The organism is Streptomyces sp. NPDC127595 (assembly GCF_042671685.1).
In the GTDB taxonomy this organism is placed as follows: domain Bacteria; phylum Actinomycetota; class Actinomycetes; order Streptomycetales; family Streptomycetaceae; genus Streptomyces.
On sequence record NZ_JBHXWK010000002.1, the window covers coordinates 794,115 to 806,563 of the forward strand.

10 protein-coding genes and 1 pseudogene are annotated in these 12,449 nt (G+C 68.8%); 8 read left to right on the forward strand and 3 right to left on the reverse strand.

All coding sequences use genetic code 11. The annotated features are described in order from the left end of the window. Window positions 1–25 precede the first annotated feature (25 nt). Both ACFVKT_RS10115 and ACFVKT_RS10120 read left to right on the forward strand, forming a co-directional pair. Window positions 26–1,102, forward strand: a complete 1,077-nt coding sequence (locus ACFVKT_RS10115; RefSeq protein ID WP_385729530.1) for a dihydrodipicolinate reductase — start codon at window positions 26–28, stop codon at window positions 1,100–1,102. Window positions 1,103–1,112: 10 nt separating this feature from the next. Beyond that, on the forward strand, window positions 1,113–1,592 hold the full coding sequence (locus tag ACFVKT_RS10120) for a carboxymuconolactone decarboxylase family protein (RefSeq protein WP_385729956.1): 480 nt from the start codon (window positions 1,113–1,115) through the stop codon (window positions 1,590–1,592). A 25-nt stretch (window positions 1,593–1,617) separates the two neighbouring features. Here the strand turns inward: ACFVKT_RS10120 and ACFVKT_RS10125 are convergent, their stop codons facing one another. Continuing rightward, entirely contained in the window at window positions 1,618–3,261 is a 1,644-nt protein-coding gene (locus ACFVKT_RS10125) for a GMC oxidoreductase (protein ID WP_385729532.1), read from the reverse strand. Between the two features lie 463 nt (window positions 3,262–3,724). On the opposite strand from ACFVKT_RS10125, the pseudogene ACFVKT_RS10130 reads away from it, so the two are divergent. Then, window positions 3,725–3,955 (forward strand): annotated as a pseudogene (locus ACFVKT_RS10130) (3-oxosteroid 1-dehydrogenase); the annotation flags it as partial. A gap of 79 nt (window positions 3,956–4,034) precedes the next feature. On the opposite strand, the gene ACFVKT_RS10135 reads toward ACFVKT_RS10130, so the two are convergent. Both ACFVKT_RS10135 and ACFVKT_RS10140 read right to left on the reverse strand, forming a co-directional pair. Beyond that, window positions 4,035–4,568, reverse strand: a complete 534-nt coding sequence (locus ACFVKT_RS10135) for a GNAT family N-acetyltransferase (protein WP_385729534.1) — start codon at window positions 4,566–4,568, stop codon at window positions 4,035–4,037. 45 nt (window positions 4,569–4,613) lie between these two features. Continuing rightward, window positions 4,614–6,230: an MFS transporter gene (locus tag ACFVKT_RS10140; RefSeq protein WP_385729536.1), complete on the reverse strand. Its 1,617-nt coding sequence runs from the start codon at window positions 6,228–6,230 to the stop codon at window positions 4,614–4,616. A 221-nt stretch (window positions 6,231–6,451) separates the two neighbouring features. On the opposite strand from ACFVKT_RS10140, the gene ACFVKT_RS10145 reads away from it, so the two are divergent. The 5 genes from ACFVKT_RS10145 (at window position 6,452) to ACFVKT_RS10165 (ending at window position 12,347) form a co-directional block, all read left to right on the forward strand. Next, complete coding sequence (locus tag ACFVKT_RS10145; RefSeq protein WP_385729538.1) at window positions 6,452–7,090, forward strand: TetR/AcrR family transcriptional regulator; 639 nt, start codon at window positions 6,452–6,454, stop codon at window positions 7,088–7,090. A 139-nt stretch (window positions 7,091–7,229) separates the two neighbouring features. Continuing rightward, window positions 7,230–8,375, forward strand: a complete 1,146-nt coding sequence (locus ACFVKT_RS10150) for a VOC family protein (protein ID WP_385729540.1) — start codon at window positions 7,230–7,232, stop codon at window positions 8,373–8,375. Between the two features lie 28 nt (window positions 8,376–8,403). Then, on the forward strand, window positions 8,404–9,342 hold the full coding sequence (locus ACFVKT_RS10155; RefSeq protein WP_385729542.1) for a fumarylacetoacetate hydrolase family protein: 939 nt from the start codon (window positions 8,404–8,406) through the stop codon (window positions 9,340–9,342). 187 nt (window positions 9,343–9,529) lie between these two features. After that, window positions 9,530–11,503 (forward strand): acetoacetate--CoA ligase, encoded by a 1,974-nt coding sequence (locus ACFVKT_RS10160; RefSeq protein WP_385729544.1) that lies wholly within the window; start codon window positions 9,530–9,532, stop codon window positions 11,501–11,503. Window positions 11,504–11,711: 208 nt separating this feature from the next. Further along, a complete protein-coding gene (locus ACFVKT_RS10165; RefSeq protein WP_385729546.1) occupies window positions 11,712–12,347 on the forward strand; it encodes a TetR family transcriptional regulator in 636 nt (211 codons plus the stop codon). Window positions 12,348–12,449 lie beyond the last annotated feature (102 nt).

The window sequence follows — 12,449 nt, forward strand, 5'->3', positions numbered from 1 at the left end:
CGGTCCTCTGGCTACTCTCCGCCGCATGATTTCCACGGTGGTCTGGGGCACCGGCAACGTGGGCCGTGCGGCGATCCGCGCCGTCGACGCCCACCCGGCGCTGAAACTCGCGGCAGTACTCGTCCACAACTCCGACAAGGTCGGCCGCGACGCGGGCGAGCTCGGCGGCCTCGACCATGGACTGGGGGTCACGGCGACCGACGACATCGACGCCGTACTGGCCGCCGCTCCCGGGGCCGTCGTGTACGCGGCGACCGGCGACATCCGGCCCGACGAGGCGCTCGACGACATCGGCAGGGCGATCCGCGCCGGCGCCGTGGTCGTCACCCCCGCGCTGTACCCGCTCTACGACCAGCGCAACGCCCCGCCCGAGTTCCGCGATCCGGTGCTGGGAGCCATCGCGGACGGCGGCGGCTCGCTCTTCGTCTCCGGCGTCGACCCGGGCTGGGGCAACGACGTCCTGCCGCTGCTGATCAGCGGACTCGGCACCACGATCGACGCCATTCGCTGCCAGGAGATCTTCGACTACTCCACGTACGAGCAGGAGGACTCCGTCCGCCATCTGATCGGTATGGGGCATGGCATGGACTACGAGCCGCTGATGCTCGCGCCGTCGATCCCGACCATGGTCTGGGGCGGGCAGATACGGCTCATGGCCAGGGCCCTCGGCGTCGAACTCGACGACATCCGGGAGACGTTGGAACGCAGGGCGCTCGACACCACGGTGAGCACCCGGACCATGGGGGAGTTCGAGGCGGGTACCCAGGGCGCCGTGCGGTTCGAGGTGCAGGGGATCGTCGGTGGCGAACCCCGCATCGTCATCGAGCACATCACGCGCATCCACGCGTCCTGCGCACCGGACTGGCCGACCCCGCCCGACGGCGGCGACGGAGCCCACCGCGTCATCATCGAGGGCAGCCCCCGCATCGAGGTCACCGTCGAGGCCGGCGACGAGGGCGAGAACCGGTCCGCGGGCGGGAACGCCACCGCGGTGGGCCGGCTGGTGGGCGCCATCGACTGGCTGGTGGACGCGGAACCCGGACTCTACGACGCGCTCGACGTCCCGCTGCGCCCGGCAGTCGGCCGACTCGGAAGGAAGTGACCCCATGACCATGCAGATCGACATCCCCGAGGGCCAGGAGCCGATCGGGTACGTGTGGGGCGAGATGGTCCCCGGTATCGGGATGGCCGCCGCGAACTTCTCGCTGTCCGTCTACGAGCACACCACCCTGGGACTGCGCGAGTTCGAGGCCGCGCGCCTGCGCATCGCGCAGATCAACGGGTGTCTGTTCTGCCTCGACTGGCGGACCGAACGGGAGGGCCGGAAGGTCGAGGACGAGTTCCCCGAGGCGGTGACCCAGTGGCGTACCACCGACGCTTTCGACGACCGCACCAGGCTGGCCGCGGAGTACGCCGAGCGGTACGCCCTGGACCACCACGGTCTCGATGACGAGTTCTGGACGCGGATGACCGCGCACTACACTCAGCACGAGATCGTGGAGCTGAGCATGAGCATCGGTTCCTGGCTGGCGTTCGGCCGGCTCAACCATGTACTCGGCCTGGACGCCGTGTGCGTGCTGCCCACGCACTGAACCGAGTTTCCCGTGGGCGCCGCCGTTACAGGTCGGTGGCGATGATCTTCTCGATGTTCCGTTCGGCGAGTGCGGTGATGGTGACGAACGGGTTCACGCTGGTGTTGCCGGGAATGAGCGAACCGTCGATGACGTAGAGACCCGAATAGCCATGCAGACGCCCGTAGTTGTCGGTGGCCTTGTTGAGGACCGCGCCGCCGAGCGGGTGGTAGGTCAGGTGATCGCCCCAGATCTTGTAGACGCCGAAGAGGTCGGTGCGGTAGATCGTCCCTTCCGTCGCGTTGATCTTGTCGAAGATTGATTTGGCCATGTCGATGGACGGCTGCTTCCAGGCGGTCTGCCAGTTGAGTTCGGCCTTGCCCGTCGCGGCGTTCCAGGTGAACTGGGCGCGGTTCGGGTTCTTGGTGATCGACAGATAGAACGAGGCCCACGTCTCGATACCGGTGGGCAGCGGTGCGACCTCGGCGAACGCGCCACCGGCGGTCCAGTTGTCGATGCCGCCGCACGGGATGCTCGCCTGGAGGGAACCGGTCGCATCCCACAGGTGGTTGGCGCGACCGCACATGACGTTGCCGTTGTCGCCCCAGCCCTTGCCGATCTCGGAGTTGAGGGCGGGCAGCGCGCCGGTGGCCTTCAGCTTGACCAGCAGCTTGCTGGTGCCGACGCTGCCGGCCGCGAAGAAGACGCGGTCCGCCGTCACGGTCTTGGTGGTCGTGGTGTCGCCGTTGGTGTTGATCTGGTCGATGAGGACCGTGTAGCCGCCGCCGGCCGCCGGTGCGACCGAAGTGACCTTGTGCAGTGGCGAGATGGTGACCCTGCCGGTGGCCGAGGCCTGCGCGAGGTAGGTCTTCTGCAGGGACTTCTTGCCGTAGTTGTTGCCGTAGAGGATCTCGCCCGCCATCGCCGACTTGGGGACTGTTCCGGCCGCCTCCTGCTTCATGTAGTCCCAGTCGTATACGTCGGGGACGAAGACGAACGGGAAACCGGACCGCTGGGCGTGCTTGCGGCCGACCCGCGCGTACTGGTATCCGGGCGTGGTGTCGAACCAGGCCGGGTCGATGGTGCCGACCCCGAGCGCGGAGTTGGCCCGCGGGTAGTAAGTGCCGTACATCTCATCGGCGTTGACCGAGGGGAGGACGGCGGCGAAGTTCTCGCGCTTGGGTGTGACGGCCATGCCGCCGTTGACCAGGGAACCGCCGCCGACACCGCGGCCCTGGTAGACGATGATGCCGCCCATTTCCTCGGCGTCCAGGATCCCGGTGTAGCGGGGGACGTCCTTGTCGATCGGGAAGCCGAGGAAGTTGCTGAGGGGCTGTTTGGTCCTGGTGCGGAGCCAGTAGGACCGGTAGTCCGGGGTGGTGGTGTTGGCGAAGATCTTGCCGTCCGTGCCGGGGGTGTCCCAGGCCATGCCCATCTCGATCATGTGGACGTCGACGCCTGCCTGGGCGAGGCGCAGGGCGGCGACGGCGCCGCCGTACCCGGTGCCGATGACCAGGGCGGCGACATGGGCGCCGGGGGTGATGGGACCGGCCGCCGCGACCGCCTGTTCCTGTGCCGAGGCGACGTGAGCCGAGAGGGTGACCGCTCCAAGAATAGAACCTGTTCCAGTGATGAATCTACGACGCGAGACACCTCTGGTGGCCTTGTTGTGCATGGTAGTGTCGTTCATGTGACACTCCTCACTCTTGACGAGTGAGAACACGTTCTACTGTTGCCAGCTTGTTAAGTCACTACATACCTCTAGGTAACTTGCGTCCGATTTTGGGACGGCAGGTGGCTCCCGGCCGGGGGGGCGGAGGGTCGTCGTGGGTGAACCGCCCCTCGGCGTGGCGCCGGGTGTACCGCCCCTTGACTCCACAAGGCCCCCGTGCAACATTTCCTGACGCCACATCAGAACCAGGACGCCCGGCGGCCGTTGCCTCCCGGGGTACGGCATGCTCTCCCGTCCCTCCGCCCGGTTGGAGCGCCCTGCCGTGTCCGACAGCGCGACCCTGCGAGACGTTCCGAAACTGCTGCCGTGCCCGGAGCGTCGCGGCGCCGGGTGCTCGGCGCGACGGGAGCCTCCCTGGCGCTCGCGGCCGGCCTTCCGGGAGTGGCCGACGCCGCGGACCTGTCTCTGCTGGGCACGTACGGGGCCCGCCATGATCTCATTCGTCATGGCCAACAGCCCGCTGCGGTTCCGGTGGATGGAGGGATACAGCGACTACTACCCGGAGTTGCCCGGCGGACCGCCCGGCGGCCGCTCCATCGGACCCGATCAGCTCGACGGGAACATCCTGGGCGCCGAACTCGCCCGCCTGAACCCCTCGTACATGACGGTCCCCAGCGGCATGGTCGTCTTCAGCGCCGACTACAAGTGGCTCAGGCGCAGGCTCCACGATCGGACCCGCGATGACCTTCGGGTACAGCGCGGCCCTCGACATCGCGGCCGGCCTCTCGTGATCAGGCCTCGAACTCGGTGAGATCGATGGCATGAACGTGCAGCGGATAGCCGTACACCGGGTGGGTCGTCTCGCGTTCCTGCACCATGCCTAGCTTGGTGATGATGTTCTCGGAGGCGTCGTTGCCCATCCGGTTGATGGCGATGACACGGTCGAGGCCGCGGTCCTGGAGCGCGAACTCCAGCGTGGCATGGGCGGCTTCGGACGCGTACCCCTGGCCCCAGAACTGTGAGCCGAGCCGCCAGCTGATCGCCACGGCGGGCAGCACCTCCGGCAGGAACTCGGGCACGGACAGACCGACGAAGCCGGCCACCTCGCCCGAGGCCAGCAGCTCGACCGCGAAGATCCCGAACCCCTCCTCGTCCCACTCCTCCTCCCACCGCTCGATCTCCTCGGCGGTGTACTCCAGGTCGCGCACCGAGCCGTCGTCGATCCAGTGCATGACCTGGGAGTCCGCGTTGATGTCCGCCATCGGCGTGAGGTCGTCGTCGTACCAGCGGCGGAGAAGGAGGCGGGGGGTGTGGATCTCGGTCATGGCGCCCATCCTGCCTGACGGACGGATCGTCCGGCCAATGGCCGGCTACCGCACGGGGCGCTGCTCGTCCCGGTCGGCCTCCGCCGCGATCTCGTCGGCCGGGCGGTGCTTGTCGGTGTGTCTGTAGCTGGGGAGGACGGCGAGGACGATCAGGGTTCCGGCGGTCATGATGACGGCGCCGAAGAGACTGGTGTGGGCGACGGAGCGGGCGAAGGACTCGTGAATGGCGTCGACGAGGGTCTGAGCCTGTCGGGGTCCGCCGCCGGGGTCCTTCGCGACCTGTTCGGCGACGGCGAGGCCGCCGCCGACCGAGTCCTTGGCCGCGTCCATCGCGGCGGGCGGGAGGTGGCCGCCGACCATGTCGGTCAGCTTGTCCTTGTAGGTCGTGGACAGGAGCGAGCCGAGAATGGCGATGCCCAGGGAGCCGCCGAGTTCCAGCGCGGTGTCGTTGGCGCCACCGCCGACGCCCAGCTTCGACTCGGGGAAGGAGCCCATGATGGTGTCGGTGGCCGGGGACACGCTCAGGCCGATGGCGAAGCCGAGCAGCAGCAGAGGTGCCAGGAAGTCGGTGTACGTGGAGGCCGACTCGACCCGCGTGAGCAGGGCGACGCCTGCCGTGCCGATCACCATGCCGGTGCCCACCACCGGCTTCACGCCGAGCTTCGGGGCCACCCGCCCGGTCACCATCGCGCCGAGGAAGACCGCTCCGGCCAGCGGCAGCAGTCGTAGACCCGTCTCCAGGGCGTTGTAGCCGAGGACGAACTGAAGGTACTGGGTGGAGTAGTAGATCGCGCCGAAGGTACCGAAGAAGAAGAACAGCACCGCGAGTATGGAGCCGCTGAAAGGGCGCTGCCTGAACTTGCGCACGTCCAGCATCGGATGCGGGTGGACGAGCTCCCAGGCGACGAAGGCGGGGAGACCGACAGCGGCGACCCCGGCTGCGACGATCGGGCCCGTGCTCCAGCCGAAGTGCGGGCCCTCGATGGTCGCGTAGACCAGGGAGCCGACGGTGACGATGGAGAGCAGGCCGCCGAAGTAGTCGATGGCGCCCATCTTCGCAGCCTTCGACGGAGGCACCAGGAGCAGGGCGCCGGCCACACCGACGATCGCGAGGGGGACGTTCATCAGGAAGGCGGACCCCCAGGCGTGGTTCTCCAGGAGCCAGCCGGCGGCCAGTGGCCCGGCGGCGATGGCGAGGCCCGAGGTGGCGCTCCAGACCGTGATGGCCTTGGCCCGCTCGGCTATGGGGAAGATCGCGACCAGCAGGGACAGCGTGGCCGGCATGACAACGGCGGCGCCGACGCCCATGACGGCACGGGCGACGATGACCAGGTGGGCCTTGTCGACCAGGCCGCCCATCACCGAACCGGCCGCGAAGACCAGCAGGCCCAGGATCAGTGCGCCGCGACGGCTGTACTTGTCGCCGACCGAGCCCAGCACCAGCATCAGCGCGGCGTAGGGGACGGTGTAGCCGTCGACGACCCACTGCAGGTCACTACTGGACAGATCGAGGTCCTTGGTCATGTCCGGCGCGGCCACGATCAGAGACGTGTTCGCCATGACGACGATCAGCAGGCTCAGGCAGAGCACCAGCAGTCCCCACCAGCGCCGTGGACAGGGCTCGGTCATCTTCTCGACAGGTGTGTTGACAGCGAGCGGCATCGAAAGCTCCTCGGCAGGAGGCGAAGCGGAGGCTTCGGCGGTTCGCGGATCGGTGTGAGCGGCGCCGGCACGGCTTTCGGCCCGAGAGGGCACTGCGGCACCGCGAGGCGATTAATTGCCCACGCACGAGCAGGTAATTTCCCATGGATGAGCAGGCTAGTTAGTTGCTCGTACGTGTGCAACTATCTGATGTCCTCCCAGCGACGACCGGAGGTATCGGCATGGCCGGCGCATACATCGCAGACACCTCGGAACGCAGCCGCACCCGCCTCACCCGGGCCCGCATCATCGAGGCGGCCAGGCAGGAACTCGGCCGCGACCCCGACAGCAGCGTCGGTGACATCGCCGAGGCGGCAGGTGTGGTGCGTCGTACGGTCTACGGCCACTTCAACGGCCGGGCTGCGCTCGTGGAGGGGCTGGTGGAGGACGCCGCGCTGGCCCTGCGGCAGGCGCTCGCGGTCCCGGAGGGGCGCGCGCCGGACGCCGTCGCGATGCTGGCGCGCTTCGTCCTCGCCGTGTGGCGTGTCGGCGACCGCTACCGCATCCTGCTCCGCCTCGCCCCCCAGGACCTCGTGGCCGAGCGTGTGGACGAACTCCTCGCCCCCGCCCGCGACATGGCGGCGGCGATCATCGCCCGGGGTCAGCAGCAGGGGGTCTTTCAGGCCACAGTTCCGCCCGGCCCGCTGAGCCGGGCGCTGGAGGGGGTCCTGGTGGAGCTCCTGGAGTGTGTGAACGCCGGGATCTGGGCGGACGACGGTACGCGCACCGCGACCGCCGCCCTGATCGCGATGGGAGTGGACGACGGACTCGCCGTCGTATGCGTCCGACTCCTCGGCCGGTCCGAGTGGATCGGCGGTTAGGTCTCAGAGGTGGCGAATTGCCCGGTCGAGGGAAATCGCAGTCCTGACGGATTCATCATTTGCCGCCGCAGACACCTTGACGGGGAGTCTCTCAGACTTGATGATTTCATCACAACGATGAAGTTGCTCGGAGGGCACCATGTCTGAAACCCACGTCAACGGGGCTGATGTAAAGACGGCCCACCAGGACCTCCACAGCGAACAGGGTGCCCAGCGCGGCGAGCATCCGGGCAGATCCCGGAATCCCGTGATCAAGGTGGCGGACCTGGCCTGGCTGGAGTTCGAGAAGCCCGACCTGGACCGGGCCGAGGTCTTCGCCCGTGACTTCGGCTTCCAGACCGCCGCGCGCACCGAGAACGAGCTGTGGCTGCGCGGCACCTTCTCCGGCCCACCCTGCATGGTGATCAGACGCGGGCGCACGTCCCGTTTCATCGGCCCGGCGTTCCGGGCTGCCGAGCGGGCCGACCTGGACCGGCTCGCCCGGGCGACGGGGACGGACGTACGGGATGCGGACGTCCCCGGCGGCGGCAAGGTGGTCGGCCTGCTCGACCCCTCCGGCTTCCCGGTACGGGTCGTGCACTGCGCCGAACCGCTTCCCGAGCTACCAGGACAGCGGCCGCTACTGCTCAACTTCGGTACGGAACACCGTCGTACGAACGTCACTCAGCGCCCGGCACGGGAGCCGTCCCGTATCCAGCGGCTGGGTCATGTGGTGCTGGAGACGCGGGTGTTCGCCCGGGCTCTGGACTGGTATCTGGACACCCTCGGGATGATCGTGTCCGACTTCCTCTTCCTGGACGGGCAGCGCGGACGCGGCCCGTCGATGGCGTTCATCCGCTGCGATCTGGGCGGTCTGGCCGTCGACCACCACACCCTGGCCATGCACCTGGGGCCGGGCAACGGCTATGTGCACTCCGCCTACCAGGTGACCGACCTCGACTCGATCGCGGCCGGCGGCGAGTACCTGAACGAGCGCGGCTATGAGCGCAGTTGGGGCATCGGGCGGCACGTCCTGGGCAGCCAGATCTTCGACTACTGGCGTGACCCGGACCGCTTCATGCTGGAGCACTTCGCCGACGGCGACCTGTTCTCCTGCGACCTCGAACCCGGCTGGGCCCCCATGTCGACGAGCGGCCTTGCTCAGTGGGGCCCACCCGCCACCAGAGACTTCCTCGGCGCGAGCCCCTCGCCCCAGCGGGTCCGCGATGTCATCGAGGCCCTGCGCGGCGACAGCGAGATGGACCCGGCGCGTCTGCTGGGCCTGCTCAAAGCCGCCAAATCCTGACCTCCACCCCTCTGACGAAGGCAATGACATGAGTACCAACGTCCTGCGCACCGCCAACGGCTGGTGGGTCGTCCGCGACGGCCGTGCCGTCCTCGTCGACACCAAGGCCGTTACCACAGCCGAGCTGATCGCCGACCGCGCCGCCGTGGGGGAGGCAGCCGCTTCAGGTGAGGCGGGCACGCCGGTCACCGGCCTGGTGGCGCTCACCCCGGTGACCACCCCCTGCCGGGTGGTCGCCCAGATGGTCAACTACCGCAGCCACGCCCGCGATTCCGGCTTCACCGGTGACATCCCGCCCGCCTTCTTCCGCAAGGCGTCCGGCTCGGTCAGCGGCCCACGCGAGAGCATCGTCCGGCCCACCCACGTGAAGTTTCTCGACTACGAGATCGAACTCGGCCTCGTCATGGGCGCACCGCTGCCGGTGGGTACCGTGGTCGAGGAGGGGGATCTGCCGTCGTACGTCGCCGGACTCGTGATCACCAACGACGTGAGCGCCCGTGACGTACAGCTGACCAAGACGCAGTTCTACGAGAGCAAGTCGTACCCGACCTTCACACCGACCGGCCCCTATCTGGCGCTCCTCGATCCGGACGACTTCGCCCATCTCCTCGATCTGCGGCTCAAGTTGTCGGTCAACGGTGAACTGCGTCAGGACCGCACTCTCGCCGACATGATCGTCCGCCCGGCGCAGGCCCTCACCCTGCTCGCCCGCTTCCAGACCCTGGACCCCGGCGACCTGCTGCTGACCGGTACCCCCGGCGGCACCGCCCTCAAGGCCCCGCCCAAGCCGGTCGAGAAGATCGGCGCGCTGCTGCCGGCCGCCGTGAAGTGGAAGGCGTTCTTCAAGACCCAGGCCAAGAACCCGCACTACCTGCAGACGGGCGACGTGATCACGGCTGGCATCGCGACCCCGGACGGCCGGATCGACCTCGGCGAGCAGCACACGCCCGTCACGCACGCGAAGTAGCACCCGAAAGAGCTGCGTACGCCCGTCACGCACGCGAATTAGCACCCGAAAAGAGCCGCGCGCACGCCCGTCACGCACGCGAAGTAGTACCCGAAAAGAGCCGCGCACGCCCGTCACGCACGGGAAGAAGCGCCCGATAAGAGCCGCACATGAGCGTCGAGAAGAGCCTGTTGAGGAGCGCCGCACGATGACCGAGCCGTATCCGGACCCCTTCACCACACCCGATCCGCAGGCCGTCGCAGACAGCCGCATCGCGGACTTCGCCCGCCATGTCGGCGTGGACGGCACCGACTACGCCGCCCTGCACCGCTGGTCGGTCACCGACCTGACGGGCTTCTGGGGCGCGGTGTGGGAGTACTTCGACGTCGACGCGGACACCCCGTACGAACGGGTGCTGGCCGAGGAGACCATGCCCGGTGCCCGCTGGTTCCCGGGTGCCACCCTCAACTACGCCCACCACGCCCTGCGCAAGCTGCCCTCAGACGGTCCGGCGATCATCGCCCTGGACGAGACCGGCAGCGGCTACGAGGTGACGGGAGACCTGCTGCGTGCCCAGGTCGCCTCCGTTGCGGCGACCCTGCGCGACCTGGGCGTGGGGGTGGGCGACCGGGTGGTGGGTTACCTGCCCAACACCCCGCACGCGATCGTCGCGTTCCTGGCTGCCGCGAGCCTGGGTGCCGTGTGGTCGGTGTGCGGGCAGGACTACGCACCCCAGGCGGCCGCCGACCGGTTCGGCCAGCTCGAACCCACCGTGCTGATCGCTGCCGACGGCTACCTCTTCAACGGCGCCACCCACGACCGCCGCGAAGCCTCCCTCGAACTCGCCGCCGCGCTCCCGGCGTTGAAGGCGACGCTGCTGGTGGACCATGTGGGCCTGCCGTGGCCGTCGAAGGCGTACCCGTCGCTGGTCGTCCCGTGGGAGGACGCCTCCACCCGCACCGAGGAACTCGCCTGCACGCCGGTGCCGTTCGACCACCCTCTGTGGGTCGTCTTCTCCTCCGGTACGACAGGTCTGCCCAAGGGCATCGTGCACGGCCATGGCGGCGTGCTTCTGGAGCACCTGAAGACCCTGGGCCTGCACTCCGACCTGGGCCCCGGAGACCGTCTCCTGTGGTACACCACCACCAACTGGATGCTGTGGAACATGGTCGCCTCGACTCTGCTGACCGGTGCCACGACATGCACGTACGACGGCAGCCCGGCGCCGTTCGCCAAGCTCGACGTCCTGTGGGAGCTGGCGGCGCGCCACCGGGTCACCGCGTTCGGCACCAGTCCCCAATACCTGCTGGGCATGGACAAGTTCGGTATCGATCCCTCGGGGCACGACCTGTCGTCCGTCCGCGTGGTGGGCTGTACCGGCTCAGCGCTGCCCGCCTCCGCCTATCCGTGGGTCCGCGACCACGTGGGCGAGCGTGTGCTGCTGGCCTCGATCTGCGGTGGCACGGACGTGGTGGCCGGCTTCGCTGGCAGCGCGCCCAACACCCCCATCTGGGCGGGGGAGTTGTCGGCGCCGCACCTGGGCGTGGCGCTGGCGGCGTTCGACGACGAGGGCTTCCCGGTCGTGGACCAGGTCGGCGAGCTGGTGGTGACCCGACCGATGCCCTCGATGCCGTTGTACTTCTGGAACGACGCCGACGGCAGCCGCTACCACGACGCCTACTTCTCGACGTATGCCGGCCTGTGGCGGCACGGCGACTGGATCACGATCACGGGACACGGCTCGGTGATCGTGCACGGCCGTTCGGACTCCACCCTGAACCGCAACGGCGTACGGCTCGGCAGCGCCGACATCCACGACGTCGTCGAACGCCTTCCGGAGATCACGGAGGCGCTGGTGATCGGCGCGGAGGAGCCGGACGGCGGCTACTGGATGCCGCTGTTCGTGGTCCCAGCCGCTGGGGTGACCCTGGACGACGCCCTCCGGGAGAAGATCCGCGGCGCCATTCGCAGCGAGGTGTCCCCGCGCCATGTCCCCGACGAGATCCTCGATGTGCCGGGCATCCCGCACACCCGCACCGGCAAGAAGCTGGAGGTCCCGATCAAGCGCCTGCTCCAGGGCGCCCCGGCGGAGCAGGTCGTCAACCCGGACGTTGTGGACGAGCCCGGCCTCATCGACCACTACGCCCGCCTGGGCGCCGAACGGCGGGCCCAGGCCGTGTGACAACCGCGCGGATCGCCGTCGCCGTCGCCGTCGTACGAGGGAGGGTCTCAGATGGCCCGACTGGTGGCCCGATCCTCGGATCGGCTAAGGGGCGGTCCGCGCGGACGGGCCAGGGATCGGTCTGCTCGGGTCGGGCAAGGCTCGGGCCGGGGCGTGCGTGACAGAATGAAGGGTCCGTTCTTCGCTCTGCCTTCATCGAGGTTCTTCCGTGTCCCAGCCCGTTGGCCGCGTGCCGCAGCGACGCAATGCACGGTCCAACCGGGCGCGCATCCTGGCCACCGCGCGCCAGGAACTCGGGCGGAACCCCGACATCACCCTGGAGGAGCTGGCCCGCGCCTCCGGAGTGGTCAGGCGCACTCTCTTCGGGCACTTCCCGGGACGGGCCGCGCTCCTGGAGGCGCTGGCCGAGGAGGCCGCGGAGGCTGTGCAGGCCGCCGTGGCCGTCGGAGACAAGGAGACGGAGCCGGCCGAGCGGGCGCTCGCGCACTTCTCCCTGTCGGTGTGGCCGGTCGGCGACCAGTACCGGATGCTCCTGGCGCTTGCCCAGCGCGATCTGGGAATGGAACGTGTCGCCAAGATCCTCGAACCCGCCCGACTCAAGGTCGCGGCCATTGTGGAGCGCGGGCAGCGGGATGGCGTCTTCCCCTCCCATCTGCCACCCGCGGTGCTGAGCGCCGGGCTGGAGGCGATGACGGTCGCCCTGCTGACCGAGGTCAACACCGGGGCGCTGGAGGACGACGGGACCCGTACGGCCGTCGCCACGCTCATCGCGGCCGGCGTGCCGGAGAAGCAGGCACGCCTCGTGGTCAATGACGTGGCCGCCACGACCACGAGGAGCCTGTAGCCGACGGCTGAGCCGCGGTGCTGCAGACAAATTGGTTCGAACGGACCCCGGCGCGAAGGCGCTGGGGTTTTGTCACATGTACCAACTTCTTTAATTACCCTC

Bases quoted from the DNA above. Each gene is read 5' to 3' on its own strand.
- ACFVKT_RS10115 (WP_385729530.1), top strand. From the start codon at position 26: ATGATTTCCACGGTGGTCTGGGGCACCGGCAACGTGGGCCGTGCGGCG.
- ACFVKT_RS10120 (WP_385729956.1), top strand. From the start codon at position 1,113: ATGCAGATCGACATCCCCGAGGGCCAGGAGCCGATCGGGTACGTGTGG.
- ACFVKT_RS10125 (WP_385729532.1), bottom strand. From the start codon at position 3,261: ATGAACGACACTACCATGCACAACAAGGCCACCAGAGGTGTCTCGCGT.
- ACFVKT_RS10135 (WP_385729534.1), bottom strand. From the start codon at position 4,568: ATGACCGAGATCCACACCCCCCGCCTCCTTCTCCGCCGCTGGTACGAC.
- ACFVKT_RS10140 (WP_385729536.1), bottom strand. From the start codon at position 6,230: ATGCCGCTCGCTGTCAACACACCTGTCGAGAAGATGACCGAGCCCTGT.
- ACFVKT_RS10145 (WP_385729538.1), top strand. From the start codon at position 6,452: ATGGCCGGCGCATACATCGCAGACACCTCGGAACGCAGCCGCACCCGC.
- ACFVKT_RS10150 (WP_385729540.1), top strand. From the start codon at position 7,230: ATGTCTGAAACCCACGTCAACGGGGCTGATGTAAAGACGGCCCACCAG.
- ACFVKT_RS10155 (WP_385729542.1), top strand. From the start codon at position 8,404: ATGAGTACCAACGTCCTGCGCACCGCCAACGGCTGGTGGGTCGTCCGC.
- ACFVKT_RS10160 (WP_385729544.1), top strand. From the start codon at position 9,530: ATGACCGAGCCGTATCCGGACCCCTTCACCACACCCGATCCGCAGGCC.